Below are 18,068 nucleotides of genomic sequence, written 5' to 3'. Positions count from 1 at the left end.
TTGATAATATATGGGAGATTCAATATTTTTAAATTTAATAGGTAAAGATTAAAAATTAGTAAATTTTATTCAAATAACTTTGAGAAAAAATATGAAAGACATTGAAATTTTAGAGATCAATGAAATTGGCGATTATGAAGAAGACCTATCGTTATTGTTAGAAGATTCTATCAATAGCGGAGCTTCAATAGGTTTTTTGGCGCCCGTAGAAAAGAACGAGGTCTTAAATTATTGGCGTGAGGTCAACCATAAATTAGCACAAGGTAATAGCCGTCTATGGATTGCTATTCAAGAAGGAAAAATTGTAGGTAGTGTTCAATTGTCCTTGGTGAGTAAAAAGAACGGAATTCACAGAGCCGAAGTTGAAAAACTCATGGTGCTTACATCAGCAAGAAAACAAGGAATAGCTACATTACTAATGAATGAATTAGAAAATTTTTCAAAAGAAAAAGGTCTACGCTTACTTGTCTTAGATACGCGTGAAGGCGATGTGTCCGAACTTTTATATGGCAAGATTGGATTTGTTCGAGTCGGCGTAATCCCTAGCTTTGCATTAAGTTCAAATGGGAACTACGACGGCACAGCTATTTATTATAAGAGGCTTGTTGGAAACTAGAAATACTTCCAAAAGCTTATACAACCTCTGTGAGATATAGAACATAGCTTACTAACGAAATATATAGCCAGCTTAGAGTGCTTAAGTCTTACCGATACCAAACTATTTTTATATATGATTGAAGGCGCTGTCATTCAGGGCTTAAGTTGAGATGAATTTGATTAAATGGTTTTATTCGTATAATAACTTCATAAAGGGTCGCTGTATTCTTAATAAATTTGTAAGGTTTATAAGTTACATTAGTTCAATAATACTAATACCCTTAAAATAAAAAATATTTATGAATTTAAGCAATATTTATACTTATATTTTTAATAATTAGTGTAGAGTATAGTTTTTAAAGTTATTAATTTTAATATTTTATGGATCTTTTTAAAAAGTTAGACCTTCAAGAAATTATATATAATATTGTTCATGCTAATGATCTTGAATCTTCGCTGAAGATATATGAAAGATATTTTTCTGATCTGATAGGTTATAAATTTATTCTAACGTTTGATAATGATGTAGGTGTAGTAACTGGTCATTCTATTGATAAAGAGTTTAGTAAAGGTGCAAGTGTAAAGAGTCTCTTTAGTGAAAAAAAAGTTTTCTTATTAGATGAAGTTACTTATAAACAAATGAAGATATATGGTAAATCTGATTTTTTATTTGACTATTCAATATCTTTAGATACGATGGCTTTAAGTTATCTTGAACCATTTATTTATACTCCAAAAAATAATCAATTACATGATAAAATCAAAGAAGTTTTTGATTTTATTTCGCGTGATGATGTTTTTGTCGATGCTAGTCCTTATATATTAGAAAATTCATTTAACTTTTTAGATCAAAATAAAGTTGATAAAATTTTTAATAAAATTAAAGCATATGAATTTCTAAGAAATTTTGATTCAGATTTTTATATTAAAACAGGAGGTATCCGGTCAAAGAAAACTGAAACAGAGTTAATAAAATCTGCACAAGAAATTATTTCTAAAAAAATACATTCATTACAGAATGAGAACTTAATTAAAAGTATTACAAGAAGGTTTAATATACAGTATATTTTATTGTTAATAATTTCAATTATTCAGTTAAAGTATGCAAATAAAACACTTTTTGAAAAAATGGATCTATATTTTTATTATAATGAAAAATATTTATCTGCTCTTAGTATCCGTGAAGCTTTTTTAGCAAGAGATTTTTTTATTATGAAACAAAACTTACTTTTTTTTAAACATATACAATTAAGAAAAATTAATATACTCGATGAAGTTAAAAATATGACATGGGATGTATTACATTTTAGAAATCTAGAAGAGGCTTCGACTTTTAAACTAGATAAAGAGGCGAGGTATTTTTTTCCTGCAATATTGACGTTTGATGTGAATTTTCAAAAAATAATTGAGAATTTCAAAGTTAAGGGATTGGTTTATAATAATCTTGGTGATATTTTTCCATTTTATAAAAAAGAAATCAGTGATATTGAAGGTTTAACCACAGAAGAAAATAAGATACTTAATAATCGTTATTTCTCGGACGAGGCCAAAATACTACGATATATAGGGCTTGAAGATACGAAAATACAAATCGAACAGAATGTAAAAAAATTAGAATTTGAGCTTTTAGAAGCAGCAAATATTTCTTAAATCGAAAAATTCTCAGTTGACATCAGTATAATAAACTCTAGAACTATGGGGGTAGCCATAGTTCTAGTATATGTTTTTTAAGAGAGAATACTTATTGGATCATTCATTTAATTAAGAGGAAAATTGATACTCATATAAGAAATTTTATCTTTTAAGTTATTGATTTCTTAATCTCATAGAACTCCTGATAAGGGTATGACCAGTAAGTTTAATTCAATTTTTAATATTTTAAATTGAGTTAGTTAGGAATAAAGATGCCAACAGTTATTGTAGAAAATGATATTTCCCAATGGGATGATTTAACAGGGGAAGTTTATCATTTTCCTAAAAGATATAAGGATTTACTCTTAACTGGTAAAAAAGTTATTTATTACAAAGGTCGGATGAAAGATAAAAATTTTGAATCTCGTCGACTAAGTAAGACTCCTCATTATTTTGGTATCGCTGAGGTAGGAGACGTTATTTCCATCAATAATGACAAAGAGCTGTTAGCGGAAATTATTAATTTTAGGCCTTTTATTCAAGCAGTTGATTTTCAAAAAAATAATGAATATTTAGAAAAAATTCCTAAAAATAAGAAAAAGAATTATTGGAGAGATGGTGTACGAGAGATTGATGATGATACTTACAATGCAATTATAAGCCTGGCAAATTTAGGGCCTGTTTCAAAAACAAAAACACTATTATCTAATGAGGACAACCAAAATTTTGAATCTGGAGTAGAAGGAAAACCCACTCTACAAATTAGTACAAAGTATGAAAGAGATCATAAGCTTAGAAAACAAGCACTTCTAATTCATGGTTATACTTGTGCTGCATGTGGCTTTAATTTTGAAGAATTTTATGGTCATTATGCTAAAGGATTTATTCATATTCATCATATAGAGCCGCTTTTTTCAGCAGGTGAAAAAGTAGTAAATCCTGAGACAGATCTAGTCCCATTATGTGCAAACTGCCATGCAGTTATTCATAGAAAAAGAGATAAAACATTAACAGTCGAGGATCTACAAAAAATGATTAACAGGAGTGTGGTGTAACAATATTAATTAAATAATTTTTTGAAAAAATAGGCAGTTGCTTTAGATTTTTGATTTATGTCGAAAAATGAGATCTTAAATTTGTCATGAGGACACCTGTAAATTAGCAGGGAATGTCGCCTATGGATTGCTATTTAAGAAGTAAGGATTGGGCAGCTATATTTTTTAGGTATTTCGGTACTCTAGATATAGTAAGTTTATTAATGGCTAACAATAAATCTTGATCAATGCTATTGAAGCCATATGTGTGACAAATATTCGTACAAAGATAGTTGAATAATTGAGCCGTAACTTCAGCATCTGCTTCTGCGCGATGAGCTGTGCCATTAAACTTAATATTAAATAAGTCTGCCATTGCCCCAAGTCGATAACTGGGTTGATGAGGTAAAATACGGCGAGCAAGTTTCAAAGAACAAATGAGTCCATTGTGTGATGGATTTAATTCCTGTCGCATACTTTCTGCTTTTAGGAATTTCTCATCAAATCCTGCATTGTGAGCAAGTAAAGGATCTGTTCCAATAAAGTCCAATAGAGAAGGAATGACTACTTCCACTAAAGGAGCATGATTAACCATATCTTGAGTAATACCAGTCAACTTTGTGATGTAGTATGGAACATTTACACCACAGTTTATTAATGAAACAAAACGTTCTGTGATTTCACCTTCTACAATACGTAAAGCCGCGACTTCTGTAATACGATCACCAGCCTCAGGGCTGACTCCTGTGGTCTCGAAATCAAGCACAATGATTGGCGAAACATTCATAAAACGCTTTCTCTATTAGAAATTAGGTATTAAAAGCACAACACTTTTCATCATAATAGCTTTAAGTCAAAGATAGCACTAAGTTAACTTATCTTAATATTGAAATGATATTAGTAAGTGATATGTTTAGCTGTTAGGTTATGCCGAGCACAGCCCATTTACACGGGCTTATAAAGAGTGGTCGGGTAAAACGCCACAACAAGCCCGAGAGGAAATGAATAACTGAGGGTAGAATCTCTTAAAATAAGATGTCCATATGTTTTGAGTGTTTATTCATCGTTTAACGCACATTCAAAATTACTTGGATTTTCTTTACATCTCACTTTTTTCAAAAAATTCATCATTTTAGGGTCGTAGATACCTGCCTTGGTTAGCTGTATTCGTGCCTCGCGCATCATTTTCATATAGTTTAATTGTTCATTTTTAGGAATATCCATCCAATATTTTGAAGGAATATCACTTTCATATTTAGCAATAATGCCAAACGTTCTATTTAGTTGGCTGGCTACCCAAGTCCGCGACTTTTGCCCAAAACCTGCTGGAAACTGATCTTTACGAATAATGAAGTTTGCCGAAATTTGAGTTAAAGGAAAACGAATGATTGCTCCTTTCTCACCTAAACCTTTGTGTAGCTCAAAAGGTTTAAATGCCACAATAGGAGCGGGCACAATATCAATTTCATGGTTATTAAACTTTGCACCGGCATTGGTGACGTCTACAGATACAGCCTGACCACCAACATGTTGAACAAGCTTTGGTTGGGCTTCATCATATTTAAATACCCCAATTTTTTTACCGGCAGCTTTAGCGAGTGTATTGATACTTCTATCATTTACAAATAAATATGCAGGTCCAATTGTGCCTAAACCTGCAATTTCGTAAGGACCTACAACCATGTTTTTTGCTGCCATCGGTGAGGACAACAGCTTATAGGCATTAATTGCCGTTTTCATATTTGTTAATGCGCCAAGAGCATCTAAAGATCCTGTATATTTATTAAACTGACGCCCACGTAAGCCACTAATAATAGCGCCATCACATTTTCCGACTTTTAAATCTTCAGCTGCGACTCGTTCATCAACATATGCTTTTAAAGATATATCAGCTCCCCAATTTTTGGCTTCAAGTGCATAATCTTTAGCTAGAGCGAAAGCATCTCCCGATTTACCAATTGGGTCAAAAACACAGACGACTTGTTGTTTTGCATAAAGAGTTGTTGTTAAACATGTACTTGTAATAAATAAAATAATTTTAAAACGATCCATATTTAGTTATCCATTATTTAAATTATAAAAATTATTTTATAAGTCGTAGTCAGATTAGATATGACATTTAAACAAAAATTTTAAGGGAAAAAGTCAAAAGACAGCTTTATCTAGGTGGTTTTCTAAATACCTTATCTTTATCTCATATTTATAAATAAAAATATTTTCTGATCTTTGTACCTGTGTAGACAGTTAAACAAAACATCTCTCTTTACACTCATCCAGAGCATAACACCACAGGTGATCACAACACGTCTCACATCAGAACTGAATGCCGTGAACAGATGATCATCAGGTATACGTTTAGTTAAACATTCTGAGAGTTCAATAAAACAGAATGTATGGATATGTATCGAGATATGAAAGAAATAATTTCGCAAAAAAACTCATCCGGCATTGTCTGGAAGAATACCAAGAAACAATGGTTCATTTCTGTTGGGTATTTTAACTCGCTTGCGATCTATTGGATTGTACCTCTTTGTTTATTCTTACTTTGGTGGATCGCGTCAAACGAACAATGGATGCCTGCTCAAATTTTACCTACCCCAAAAGACACGTGGAATTCTTTTGTTGAAATCTCATCTCAAGATCTATGGTCACAGCTTGCGATCAGTCTTGAGCGCTTTGGTCTTGGTTTATTGTCAGGTGTATTAGGCGGCGTATTTCTAGGTGTTTTACTTGGCTATAGCCGTATTGCAGAACAATACCTATCGGCAACGTTTTATGCGTTGGTGATTATCCCAACATTGGCTTGGTTGCCTCTGCTAATGATCTGGCTGGGCATCGAAAATAGTTTAAAAATTTTCATAATCTTCAAAGCTACGATGGTGCCGATTGCCTTACATACTCAGGCAGGGGTACGTGATATTCAACCTAAACTCAAAGAAATGGCAGCAATCTTACAGTTTAATCGACTAACCTTGCTCACAAAACTTGTACTACCAGCCACACTTCCATATTTCTTTACGGGTTTAAGACTAGCTGTTGCAGCAGGCTGGACGAGCTTAATTGCTGTTGAGTTATTAGCTTCATCGGAAGGCATTGGATATTTGATGGTGACAGGTCGTCAGCTATTTCAGCTCGATATTGTCTTTGTCACGATTTTTGTGATCGCGTCTGTTGGAATTATTTTCGATTTTATCCTACATCGAATTGAACGTAAGTTTGTGTTCTGGCCACATGCTGCTTTAAGTGCTCATGCTTTTCACAAAAAAAGCCGAACCGATGTTTTCAAGTCATGGGTTTTGCCTTTGAGCTTAATAGCGCTTTGGGCAATGAGCAGTTGGTTTGGCTTGATTTCGAGTCAAATTTTGCCTGCACCATGGGCAGTATTAAAGGCGCTGTGGTTAGGCATTCAAGATTTTTCACTCACCACTGCCATGTATTACAGCCTTTATCGCGCAATTTTGGGATTACTTATTGGTGGGTTAATTGGTGCTTCAGTGGGAATTGTGGTGGGTCTATTTAAGCCGATTGAAAATCTGTTGGCACCCACACTCAACACATTACGTCTAATTGCTATTTTTGCTTGGATTCCACTACTGACAGCGTGGTTCGGACTCGAAGATTTATCAAAAATTGTTTTCATTTCAATAGCGACATTTTTTCCGATGTTTATTGCGACTTGGAAAGGCATGTCGAGCATTCCAATGCAGCTTGTTGAAGTCTCAAGCACCTTAAGAATGACATTGCTTCAACGCTTAACGCTTTTGATTTTACCTAGCATTGCACCTTCAATGTTCGCTGGGTTTCGACTGGCATTACTTTATTCGTGGATGGCATCTTTTGGAGCTGAATACTTGATGGGCTCTGGAATTGGCATAGGTAGCTACATGATGGCAGCACAGCAAAACTTTGAAATGGACCGTGTAATAGCGGCAACTGTTTTGGTCGCTGGTTTGGGCGCGATTCTGGCTTGGCTGGGCAAAATAACTGAAAACTACGCAACATCTTGGCGAAAAAATTGAGGTCCGATCATGACAATTACCCTTAATACAAATACTGAAAAACATCACCATTCATTTCAATCTAATGCTCAAACACGTGTGGCATTTCACCATGTTCATAAGTCTTTTGTTGTTAATCAACAACCTGTCAAAGTCATTCATGACTTTAATCTAGAAATTAAAGAGGGAGAGTTTATTGCGATTGTGGGTAGCAGTGGTTGCGGTAAATCTACGCTCTTACGTCTTTTGGCAGGACTAGACCAAGATTTTGATGGTCGGATTTTAATTGATGGTGCCGATGTAAGCGGGATTGGCGGCGATCGAGCGGTAGTCTTTCAAGAACATCGCTTATTTCCTTGGCTTACCGTTGAGCAAAACATTGAGCTGGGTTTATTAAATGAGGCGTTAACTGCACGTGATAAAGATATTCTGGTCCAGAAAGCAATTGAGCTGATTGGCTTAAATGGCTTTGAAAAGGCCTACCCACACCAACTATCTGGCGGGATGTCTCAACGTGTAGCCATTGCACGCAGTCTTGTTGTGCAACCACGCATTTTCCTGTTAGACGAACCGTTTGGTGCCTTGGATGCATTAACACGGCATCAAATGCAAAATGAATTGCTACGCATTCAATCCCAACAAAAAATGACCACTGTTTTTATTACGCATGATGTGGAAGAAGCTGTAACTCTGGCAGATCGTGTGGTGATTTTAAAACCCAAACCTGGTCGTGTTGAGCAGATTATTCCCATCAACTTACCGCGTCCTCGAAATCGTTCAAGTTTTGAATTGCATCAACTAAAAGAACAGATTTTTCGGATTTTGACCGAAGACAAAATTGGTTAATAGGAGTTATTGATGAGTGAATTTAGTCAAGGCTCGATCAAAAAAGCATTTTTATTTGAGCAATTATCCAATCAGGTCACCCATACAACCACGGTTAATGATCCTTTTAGACATAACGTAGATGTTGGAAATAATCCTGCTGAGCCAAAAAAGAATGCTTTAGCAATCGCGATTGTCGCCGTTGCTGCGGCACATTTGGGAATCTGGTATATCGCCAAACAACTTCCTACGCCTCAGCTTGATGTCAAAACACCTGACCCTGTGGTGATAGAGATTGTCAAACCACCTGAACCACCCAAGGTGATTGAACCTAAAATTCCTCCAGTGGTGCAAAAGCCAAAGATTCCGCCTGTTAGCCAGACACCTCAGCCTGTACAAAAGCAAATAGAAACACCAAAACCAGTACAGAAACACGTTGAACAGCCGAAACCTGTTGAACCGCATAAGGCAGTAGAGCAACCGCGACCTGTAGCAGAACCCTTAAGTAAAAATGTGGTGGCGGCTCCTGTTCAGCAACCCGTTTCAAAACCCGCTGATGTACCTGCGAAAGCTGCTGATGACAACTTACCTGTTACAGAAGCAAAAGGCTATGCGGGTTATTTGAGTAACCCAGCACCTGAATATCCTGAACAGGCTCTCGATCGAGGTTGGGAAGGCTCAGTTATCTTGAGGGTGAAAGTCTTGCCAAATGGCAGTCCTGATAGCGTGACAGTCAAACAGAGTAGCGGCAAAAAAATACTCGATAGTGCGGCGATTAGAACCGTAAAACAATGGAAATTCTCACCCGCCTTAAAAGGAAAAACACCAGTTGAAGGTTGGGTCGATGTTCCAATTCACTATCAACTCCCGAAATAATTTTTTAACTTAATATTGATCTATAAGGAATTTTAACATGAGTGATATCAACTCCCTGATCCACGATGGGACTATCTGGTTATTGGTTGCTTTTTCAATTGTGACGTGGGGTTTGATTGTCATTAAACTGGTTCAAACCCAAAAAGCCAACCGTCAAAGTAAAGCCTTTGCAGAAGAATTCTGGAGTGCCAAAAATCTTCAAGATGCCATTCAAAAATCGGAAGTAGGACAAGGACCTGTGGCACGCATTGCACATACTGGTTTTAAAACACTTGCTGATGCAGACGATGATACGCATCAAGATTTACAACATAGCTGGAGTCGTCAAGATTTACTCGAGCGCCACTTACGCAAACAAATTTTGTCAGAACGTCGCCAGCTAGAAAAAGGCTCTGCCTTGCTCGCATCAATTGGTAATAATGCACCTTTCATTGGGCTATTTGGTACAGTCTTTGGGATTATCCATGCTTTACAGGCGATTGCACATTCGGGTAATGCCAGTATGGATGTCGTTGCAGGGCCGATTGGTGAAGCGCTAGTTGCAACAGGCATCGGGATTGCAGTGGCTGTTCCAGCGGTACTGGCATATAACTATTTTGTGCGTAAAGTAAAAACTATTGGCGCAGAACTGGATGACTTTGCAACTGACTTTGTTAGCCTAAACCAAAAATCAGGTTTCCAGCTTAAGACAGTCAAGGTAAAAACAACAAACACGAGTACTCCAGCCAGCGATTTAAGCCATACCCAAAATAAAGATAAGGTATATGCATAATGACAATTTCAACATCGGAACAAGATGATGTGATTAGCGAGATCAACATTACCCCTTTAGTGGATGTGATGTTGGTTCTGTTGATTGTGTTTATCGTTACGGCGCCCTTACTGACCAATACTGTTAAGGTGAACTTACCAAAAGCTGCACCGACGCAGGTGACAGATCAAACTAAGGCGGTGGTCATTAGTGTTAATCCAAAAGGGGAAATTTATCTGGACAAAGACCGAGTCACTCTTGAACACTTTGAACAGGCCATTCAAACGCGTAAGGCGGCCAATCCTAAACTGGCTCTGAACCTGAATGCAGATGAGACGGTTCCTTACGGTACGGTTGCCAAGTTACTGGCCAGCATAGAACGGGTAGGCGTTGATAAACTATCAGTTATTACATCGCCTAAGTCTTAAGTTCTCTTAAAAGAAATAGGAAGAAAGAAAATCAAGATCCAAATTTGAGATCTTGATTTTCATATAATTGTTTAATCTAAATTTATATTAAACTTGAATTTCACGATGAGGTTGTATGGTCTATTTTAGAGCTTCAATTGAATGGTGAGATAGCGAATGACAACACTTGTTTATAACGAGACAAAAAGAAATAACTATGAGCATTTTTTAGATTTATTAGATCAAACTCATGTTAATCGTTATCAAGATTTCAACATTACCTTTGAATATAAAAAACTGGCAGAACAAATGCTGTCAGAATGTGAGTTTATGGATGCATGTTCGCTTGAAGAAAAGCAGAACTTATTTAATGAAATTAAGATAAAGCATCTTTATCAAGGACAAGTACTATATTCAAGAAATCAAAACTGCCGTGAACTGATCATTGTTTTAAGTGGTGTACTCAAGTTAGGTTGGAATTCATACGATGGAAAATATCTTATTCATCGTTTTATTCCGACAGGTGCACTATTAAATATTGTCTATCTTATTTCTGAATCTGCACTAGAGCATGAATATATTGCACATGAAGCAACTGTAATAGCAACCATTCCTGAACATATCTTTAAGCACACCATACAGCACAATTCGCGCATGCTATATCAGGTTTTAAAATTGGTATGCCAGAGAACACGTCTTTTAGACAATGATATCTATCACACTTCTACGCAACCTTTAAAAGTACAAATTGCCCGACAGCTCATTTATTTAATCGAATTTTTTTCTACTCAAACTCAAAAAGGCATCGAAGTTTTATTAAAGCTCTCGCAAGAAAATTTGGCTGAACTTTTAAAAATATCGAGACAAAGTATAAGAAAGGAAATTCAGTGGTTTGTTGAAGAAGGCATTATAGAAACAAAATACAATCATATCTCTGTCAAAGACATCGACAAATTAAAAGCATTACTGCGGTAAATAGATTATGACGAATTATGAATAATTTTGCATAAATGAAGAAATGCTATGTAATTTTTGTTGCAGAATTTAAAAGGGGTAATTTCTAAACTCATATCATCAATGATGAGAACGATGATATGGCAGATTTATTATTAAAAAAACCAGTGAGTAAGTTAATCGATGTGATCCCTTTAGCAGGTCGTATCGGTGCGCAAATTAATGATGTTGAATTATCTTCAAACCTTAATGCTGAGGTCTTGAATCAAATTAGGCAATCATTGCTTGACCACAAAGTTATTTTTTTCCGTAATCAGGAACATTTAACCGATCAAGAGCAGGAAAAGTTTGCAGAATTGCTTGGGCAACCTATTTCACATCCTACTGTTCCAGTGGCAGAGGGTTCGACTTATATATTTGAACTTGATTCACGTCATGACGGTCGTGCAGACGTTTGGCATACCGATGTCACCTTTGTTTCAAATTATCCAAAAATCAGCATTTTAAGAGCGGTAACTACCCCCAATCGAGGGGGCGATACCACATGGGCAAATACAGAAGCAGCCTATGATGAATTGCCTGAGCCACTAAAGCTCCTTGCCAATCAGCTCCGTGCGATTCACACCAATGATTTTGATTATGGTGGTTTTCGGCCTTCCGCAAGTGATGAAGTGGTAAAACGCCATCAAAAAATCTTTGCTTCAACTGTCTATGAGGCGGAACACCCATTGGTCAGAGTACATCCTGAAACAGGTAAACGAACCTTAATTTTAGGCCAATTTTTTAAACGATTTGTAGGTCTGACTGCTAAAGAGTCCAACAAGCTATTTGAAATTTTTCAAGATCGTATTACCAAGCCCGAAAACACGATTCGCTGGACGTGGAAGAACGGAGATGTCGCTATTTGGGACAACCGCGCCACTCAACATTTAGCTGTCAATGATTATGGTGACGCCTTGCGTATTATGCGACGCGTTACGTTAGCAGGCGATGTTCCAGTTGATATCGATGGCAAAGCGAGTAAGCAAATTAAGCCATCTACTTCATAAGTGTCTAAATAATACGACGCTGATTTATCAATAAAAATGTGGAAAATATAATGAAACCATCAATTTTTAAAAAATTGATCTTGCTGAGCTTATTGGCTTATGGACATGCCAGTTATGCTGAAAGCCTTAAAACAATCCGAATTGGTTCTCCCGATTTAACTGCTGGTCAGAAACACGCGGGTGGTGGAGTTGTTGATGTGCTTTACAACAAAAAATGGCTTGAGCAAGAACTTGCAAAAAACAATGTCAAAGTGGAATGGCATTTCTTTAAAGGTGCTGGGCCGGCCATTAATGAAGCATTGGCCAACAATCAACTGGATTTCGCCTTTTTAGGTGATTTGCCTCCGATCATTGGTAAAGCAAATGGATTAGATACCCAATTACTTGTTCCAACGGCGCGCGGGATCACCAATTATCTGGCGGTAAGATCTGATCTTTCGATCAAAAATTTTGCTGAATTAAAAGGAAAACGCGTTGGTTTGTTACGTGGCACAGCAGATGAATTGTCATTTGTGAGTGCATTGAACAGCCAAGGTTTAAAGCTCAGCGATGTGCGAGTGGTCAATTTAGACTTTAACGCCGTCAACGCAGCTTTGGCCGCAAAAAAGATTGATGCGTCATGGGGACCTTCTCGATTTTTTGCATTACGTGACAAACACATCGTTAACTTACCTATAAGTAGTCGTCAGTTAAATGGTGCAGGATCTACCCAAGGTGTGTTTTTAGGTCGTCAATCATTTATTCGACAACATCCAAATGAAACACAACAAGTTGTGACTCAGGTTGTAAAAGGTCTGAATTGGCTCTCAAATGAGCAAAATCGAGTACCACAAGTCGCACTATTTTTTACCCAATCGGGCTATCCAGCATCTATATATGCTCAAGAACTCAATGGGGTAAATCTGAAGTTTTTATATTCACCGTTATTTGATGGCTATTACACCCAGCAATTGCAGCAAAAAATTACTTTGGCTACGCAACAAGGGTTGATACGAAAAAATATTGACGTCAAAAGCTGGATCAATCCGTCATTTGTAAATCAAGCACTTGAACAATCAAATTTAAAGACCTACTGGAAACCAACTCAGCAGTATGAATATTTGAAATCGGTGAAATAAGCACCGTCTTTTAAAACTTAATTATGGGGTAAATAATGTCGATACATTCGAAAAGTGTAACGCGTGATCCGTTCACGTCAGCAACCAAACAAAAAATTTTAAATTTAAGTCTGCTTTCGCTGAGTATCTTGTCTGTTTGGGGACAAGCTCACGCAGAAACAGTCTCAAACTCTGCACGTTCTTCAGAGGATGTGGCTCAGTTAGAAACCGTTGTAGTAACAGCAACACGCCGTGAAGAATCACTCCAAAAAGTACCTGTTGCTGTTTCAGTCATTAGTGGAAAAGAACTCGACAAGCAACAGCGCAACTCACTTGAAACATTGGTAACACAAGTACCGAGTGTTAACTTTCGGGCTGGAGCCTCAAATAAAGATACTTCCTTATTTGTTCGCGGCATTGGAACCGTTACCACTTCACCGGGTGTCGAACCTTCAGTCTCAACAGTGATAGATGGCGTTGTCTACAGCCGACCTGGGCAAGCAACACTTGATTTGTTAGATGTGGATCGTATTGAAGTCCTACGTGGTCCGCAAGGAACACTTTTTGGTAAAAATGCATCGGCAGGTGTAGTCAATATTGTGACCAAAAATCCAACCAGTGAAACCTCTGGTTATATTGATGCCTATGCCACTAACGATAGTGAACAACGAATTAAACTAGGAGCATCTGGTACATTAATTCCTGAAAAATTAACTGCCAATGTTTCGGCGCTATTAGGTAATTTTGATGGCAATGTAGAAAATCTCACAACAAATGAAGACGTCAACGGCTATAAAAATTATGGTTTTAGAACCAAATTTGAATATACGCCTACCGATAGTTTAGTGTTGGGCTTTACTGCCGATTACCTGCATAAAAAAGGGAGTGCCCCGACAGGCATTGTGGTTAAAAATACCGATGCCAACTATGCAGCAGCATTATCGCCTGTTGTGGCATCTCTAACTAATCGAAGTACAGTTGAAAATACTCAAGCCTCGACTGATGATACCAATCAGGGCGTAGCACTCACTGCAGACTGGACATTAACCAATCATCAACTATCATCAATTACAGCCTTTCGCCAATGGAAAAACACACAGATTGGTGACAGTGATCAGCTTGCAGCACCGACACCAAATTTTGCCGGAATTGCTGATTTAGGGCATGTTAACAGTAAGCAATTCTCTCAAGAAATTAGAATTAAACCGCTCGATCATGGTTTTTTTGATTATGTCGCGGGTCTATATTTTTCAAAGAACAAAAACGATGAGACTTATCAACGTGAGTCAACTTGGTACAACAACGCCTCTAATGCCTATGTCGTAGATTTTGGTAAGGCAATCTATAACACAGACAGCACCAACTATGCTGCATTTGGTGAAGGTACCTTTCATTTCACAAATCGGTTGAGATGGATTGCAGGTTTACGTGTTACTCGGGATGAGTTGTCTTATGATCACAGCCGAGTTTCAACTGTTCCAAGCAGTGTAGGTGTCCGAAATGCGATTCGTTCTTCATTTAGCAGTGAAGGATCAACCAGTGAAACCGGAGTTTCAGGCCGCATTGGCCCTCAATATGACTTTACACCGAATATATTGGGCTATTTTACCTATTCGAGAGGTTATAAAGGTCCTGCATATAACGTTTATTTTAATATGCAGCAAAATGATACGCCTGTCATCGATCCTGAAACGGCTAACTCTTACGAGCTTGGTCTCAAATCTCAATGGTTGAATAATCGTCTGCGTGTCAATGTGGCGCTATTTAATACGGATTATGATAACTATCAGGCAAATTTTAGAACTCTTGACCCAAATGGTTTCCCGATAACCCGCTTAGTTAATGCAGGAAGTGTCTCTACCTATGGGGCCGAAATTGATTCGGTATATAAGATTAATCCAAATTGGGCACTAAACTTTTCAGGAGCCTATACACATGCACGAATTGACGACTTCAAATGTCCAGCTGCCGATACTTCGTGCCCAAATGTAAATGGTAAACCGCTACCATTTTCTCCGGATTGGAAATTTAATACCCAGCTCGATCGCTATTTTACTTTGGCAAATAACAAGCAAATTGAACTTTCAACCCAATATGCATGGCAAAGCAAAGTGCAGTTCAGTCTCGACCAAAACCAAAACACTATTCAGGGTGCATATGGGCTTTTGAACGCGAGCATTGCTTTAGCTGATACTGCCTCTGACTGGCGATTGGCATTGAATGTACGGAATATAACGGATAAATCATACGCAACTCTGCTGAGCACAAATGGTAGCCGTATTAATCGTCAAGTCCCTAGAGATGATGAACGCTACTTTGGTATTTCATTTCGTAAAAATTTCTAAAAAGTATGTCTAGTACGCCTCGTTTTTTACGAGGTGTACACCAATCAATTGGACTGATTAAAATGAGTAATCCTTTAAAACCTGTAAGGTCATCTCAGGTTCAACATTCGTCTACAAGAAAGCTTCACCTTAATTTATTTTTAGATGGTTATGGTCATCATTTGGCCAGTTGGAGGCATCCAGCGAGTCAATTAAACCTAAGTCCCGATGAACGCTACTTAAGCGCAGCAAAAATAGCTGAAGAAGGGAAATTTGATGCCATTTTTTTTGCCGATAGTTTGGCTGTTGATCCAGCAACTGCGACCTCAGGCAAAATTCGCGGTAGCGAGATTGAACCCCTTACATTACTTTCGGCAATCGCGACTCAAACACGTCATATTGGGCTCATTGGGACAGCCACAACAACCTATAACGAACCATATCATCTCGCAAGAAAGTTTGCTTCTTTAGACCAGATTTCTGCTGGACGTGCAGGCTGGAACCTCGTCACCACCGATTTTGCACTTGAAGCGAAAAATTTCAGCACAAAGGAACATGTCAAACATCAAGACCGCTATGCACGTGCTGAAGAATTTCACGATGTCGTAAAAGGACTTTGGAATAGTTGGGATGAGGATGCAGCTATTCATGATAAAGCCAGAGGTATTTTCTTTAATCCAGATAAGGTACACGCGCTCAATCATTGCGGTGATATTTTTCAGGTAAAAGGTCCACTCAATATTAGCCCAAGCCCACAGTCTCACCCTGTGATGGTTCAGGCAGGCAGTTCAGAACGAGGTAAAAATCTGGCAGCTCGTACAGCAGATGTCATTTTTACTGCGCAATCTAACTTAGCCGCTGCACAGCAATTTTATAGCGATGTAAAGCAACGTCTTGAAGACTTTGATCGCCAAGAACATGAGTTAGTGGTCATGCCGGGTGTATATGTGCTTATTGCTCATACGCATGAAGAGGCTAAGAAACAACAACAGCTTTTAGATGAGCTCGTTGATGATGAAATTGGTCTTGGGCTTTTAGGCAGAATGCTGGGTAATTTTGATTTAAGCAGTGTGGATGTGAATCAGCCTTTAGCTTCGTTAGATTTATCCGAGACGCAAACGGGGCAGCAAAGTCGTCAGCAATTGATTCAGGCACTCGGGCAAGAGCAGGGTCTAACCATTAAGCAGCTCTACCAACGTATTGCATCAGGACGTGGGCATTTTTGCTTGGTTGGAACGCCAGAATATATCGCTGATCAGCTTGAAGAGTGGTTCATCAGTGGTGCAGCAGACGGATTTAACATTATGCCGGCCGTCATATCCAATGGAATTCGCGACTTTGTCGATCTGGTTATTCCCATCCTTCAACAACGCAATTTATTCCGCAAAGAATACGAAGGTCAAACATTAAGACAAAACCTCGGCCTCTTGGCTGCTGCCGATTAAAAGGACAAAGAAAGTATGTATCTCGCAAATTCAGAAAGATATAAATCATTCCAATATCGAAAAATTAAAAATAGTGGTTTGGTATTACCACCATTATCACTCGGTTGCTGGCATAACTTTGGAGATGACACTCCAATTCAACAACAAAAATCGGTACTTTACACGGCGTTTGATCATGGAATTAATCATTTCGATCTTGCCAATAATTATGGAACACCCTATGGAAGTGCAGAGAAAAATATTGGGCACTTTTTAAAAACTGACTTCAAGCCATATCGAGACGAACTTATTATTTCGACAAAGGCTGGTTGGGACATGTGGCCTGGACCTTATGGACAAGGTGGTAGCAGCCGAAAATACCTGATGGCTAGCCTTGATCAAAGCTTACAGCGACTAGGGCTTGATTATGTCGATATTTTTTATTCACATCGTTATGACCCAGAAACACCGCTTGAAGAAACAGCCAAGACACTTGCCGATATTGTGCAGCAAGGTAAAGCTCTCTATGTGGGGATTTCTTCTGGATATACACCAGAGTTAACTTTACAGTTGATAGAATTGCTTCAGACCTATCATGTTCCACTTACTTTGCATCAACCGATTTACAATTTTTTTGAACGTCAGATTGAACAGGGCTTAACAGAAACGGCTAAACAAGAGGGCTTTGGCGTAATTACGTTCTCACCACTGGCTCAAGGTTTATTGGCTGGACGATATCTTAATGGTGTACCTGAAGACTCACGTATCGGGCGTGGTAGTCGCTATTTACAGTCAGAGCATCTCGTTGCATTGAAGCTACAGCAAATACAGCAGTTAAATGAAATAGCAAAGCGCCGAGACCAAACATTGGCTCAATTGTCATTGTCATGGGTTTTACGAGATGAACGCATTACATCGACAATCATTGGTGCTAGCCGACCAGAGCAGATCATCGAAAATTTAAAAGCATTACAAAATACGGTGTTTAGTGCAGATGAATTGACTCAGATTGACGCTATTCTAAATACCCCATAACTCTATACAAAATTTGCAGCATGGCTTTCAAGGAGCCAATGCTGCAATGATTGAGCATTTTATTT

The 18,068-nt window shown here is 37.8% G+C and carries 16 protein-coding genes and 2 pseudogenes; 16 read left to right on the top strand and 2 right to left on the bottom strand.

Annotation, left to right across the window (positions count from 1 at the left end; all coding sequences use genetic code 11):
• Window positions 1-91 precede the first annotated feature (91 nt).
• The 4 genes and pseudogenes from MKL38_RS03350 (at window position 92) to MKL38_RS03335 (ending at window position 3,284) form a co-directional block, all read left to right on the top strand.
• Window positions 92-616 carry a GNAT family N-acetyltransferase gene (locus MKL38_RS03350; RefSeq protein ID WP_270902480.1) on the top strand — a complete coding sequence of 175 codons (525 nt, stop codon included), beginning with the start codon at window positions 92-94 and terminating at the stop codon, window positions 614-616.
• Between the two features lie 8 nt (window positions 617-624).
• Window positions 625-766: pseudogene (locus MKL38_RS03345) on the top strand (TetR/AcrR family transcriptional regulator); the annotation flags it as partial.
• A 212-nt stretch (window positions 767-978) separates the two neighbouring features.
• Window positions 979-2,247, top strand: coding sequence for a hypothetical protein (locus tag MKL38_RS03340; RefSeq protein WP_270902479.1), 1,269 nt, complete (start codon window positions 979-981; stop codon window positions 2,245-2,247).
• Between the two features lie 254 nt (window positions 2,248-2,501).
• Complete coding sequence (locus tag MKL38_RS03335) at window positions 2,502-3,284, top strand: HNH endonuclease (protein WP_270902478.1); 783 nt, start codon at window positions 2,502-2,504, stop codon at window positions 3,282-3,284.
• Between the two features lie 130 nt (window positions 3,285-3,414).
• Here MKL38_RS03335 and MKL38_RS03330 read toward each other — a convergent pair whose 3' ends face one another.
• On the bottom strand, window positions 3,415-4,050 hold the full coding sequence (locus MKL38_RS03330; RefSeq protein ID WP_270902477.1) for a 3'-5' exonuclease: 636 nt from the start codon (window positions 4,048-4,050) through the stop codon (window positions 3,415-3,417).
• A gap of 130 nt (window positions 4,051-4,180) precedes the next feature.
• Between MKL38_RS03330 and MKL38_RS03325 the strand changes: the two are divergent.
• A pseudogene (locus MKL38_RS03325) lies at window positions 4,181-4,276 on the top strand (hypothetical protein); the annotation flags it as partial.
• Window positions 4,277-4,319: 43 nt separating this feature from the next.
• Here the strand turns inward: MKL38_RS03325 and adeT1 are convergent.
• Window positions 4,320-5,315, bottom strand: a complete 996-nt coding sequence (gene adeT1, locus MKL38_RS03320) for a putative multidrug efflux protein AdeT1 (protein ID WP_270902476.1) — start codon at window positions 5,313-5,315, stop codon at window positions 4,320-4,322.
• A gap of 341 nt (window positions 5,316-5,656) precedes the next feature.
• On the opposite strand from adeT1, the gene MKL38_RS03315 reads away from it, so the two are divergent.
• The 11 genes from MKL38_RS03315 (at window position 5,657) to mgrA (ending at window position 18,003) form a co-directional block, all read left to right on the top strand.
• Window positions 5,657-7,282, top strand: a complete 1,626-nt coding sequence (locus tag MKL38_RS03315; RefSeq protein WP_231765205.1) for an ABC transporter permease — start codon at window positions 5,657-5,659, stop codon at window positions 7,280-7,282.
• A 9-nt stretch (window positions 7,283-7,291) separates the two neighbouring features.
• A complete protein-coding gene (locus tag MKL38_RS03310) occupies window positions 7,292-8,107 on the top strand; it encodes an ABC transporter ATP-binding protein (RefSeq protein WP_270902474.1) in 816 nt (271 codons plus the stop codon).
• A 12-nt stretch (window positions 8,108-8,119) separates the two neighbouring features.
• Window positions 8,120-8,962, top strand: a complete 843-nt coding sequence (locus MKL38_RS03305; RefSeq protein WP_270902473.1) for an energy transducer TonB — start codon at window positions 8,120-8,122, stop codon at window positions 8,960-8,962.
• 37 nt (window positions 8,963-8,999) lie between these two features.
• Window positions 9,000-9,734, top strand: a complete 735-nt coding sequence (locus tag MKL38_RS03300) for a MotA/TolQ/ExbB proton channel family protein (RefSeq protein WP_270902472.1) — start codon at window positions 9,000-9,002, stop codon at window positions 9,732-9,734.
• Window positions 9,734-10,141: an ExbD/TolR family protein gene (locus MKL38_RS03295; protein ID WP_270902471.1), complete on the top strand. Its 408-nt coding sequence runs from the start codon at window positions 9,734-9,736 to the stop codon at window positions 10,139-10,141. The genes MKL38_RS03300 and MKL38_RS03295 overlap by 1 nt, the downstream gene beginning before the upstream one ends.
• A gap of 156 nt (window positions 10,142-10,297) precedes the next feature.
• Entirely contained in the window at window positions 10,298-11,095 is a 798-nt protein-coding gene (locus MKL38_RS03290; protein ID WP_005040595.1) for a Crp/Fnr family transcriptional regulator, read from the top strand.
• 119 nt (window positions 11,096-11,214) lie between these two features.
• On the top strand, window positions 11,215-12,123 hold the full coding sequence (locus MKL38_RS03285; RefSeq protein ID WP_270902470.1) for a TauD/TfdA dioxygenase family protein: 909 nt from the start codon (window positions 11,215-11,217) through the stop codon (window positions 12,121-12,123).
• A gap of 50 nt (window positions 12,124-12,173) precedes the next feature.
• Window positions 12,174-13,241: an ABC transporter substrate-binding protein gene (locus MKL38_RS03280; RefSeq protein WP_270902469.1), complete on the top strand. Its 1,068-nt coding sequence runs from the start codon at window positions 12,174-12,176 to the stop codon at window positions 13,239-13,241.
• 128 nt (window positions 13,242-13,369) lie between these two features.
• Window positions 13,370-15,565, top strand: a complete 2,196-nt coding sequence (locus MKL38_RS03275) for a TonB-dependent receptor (protein ID WP_270902587.1) — start codon at window positions 13,370-13,372, stop codon at window positions 15,563-15,565.
• A 62-nt stretch (window positions 15,566-15,627) separates the two neighbouring features.
• The gene (locus MKL38_RS03270; RefSeq protein ID WP_270902468.1) at window positions 15,628-16,989 is read left to right on the top strand and encodes an LLM class flavin-dependent oxidoreductase; all 1,362 of its coding nucleotides are present in this window, start codon (window positions 15,628-15,630) and stop codon (window positions 16,987-16,989) included.
• Window positions 16,990-17,004: 15 nt separating this feature from the next.
• On the top strand, window positions 17,005-18,003 hold the full coding sequence (gene mgrA, locus MKL38_RS03265) for an L-glyceraldehyde 3-phosphate reductase (protein WP_270902467.1): 999 nt from the start codon (window positions 17,005-17,007) through the stop codon (window positions 18,001-18,003).
• The last annotated feature ends 65 nt before the right edge of the window (window positions 18,004-18,068 follow it).

The organism is Acinetobacter sp. AOR14_HL, assembly GCF_027855175.1.
Lineage (GTDB): Bacteria > Pseudomonadota > Gammaproteobacteria > Pseudomonadales > Moraxellaceae > Acinetobacter > Acinetobacter calcoaceticus.
The sequence above is the reverse complement of the archived record's forward strand: the minus strand, read 5'-3'. Positions and strand labels throughout refer to the sequence as shown.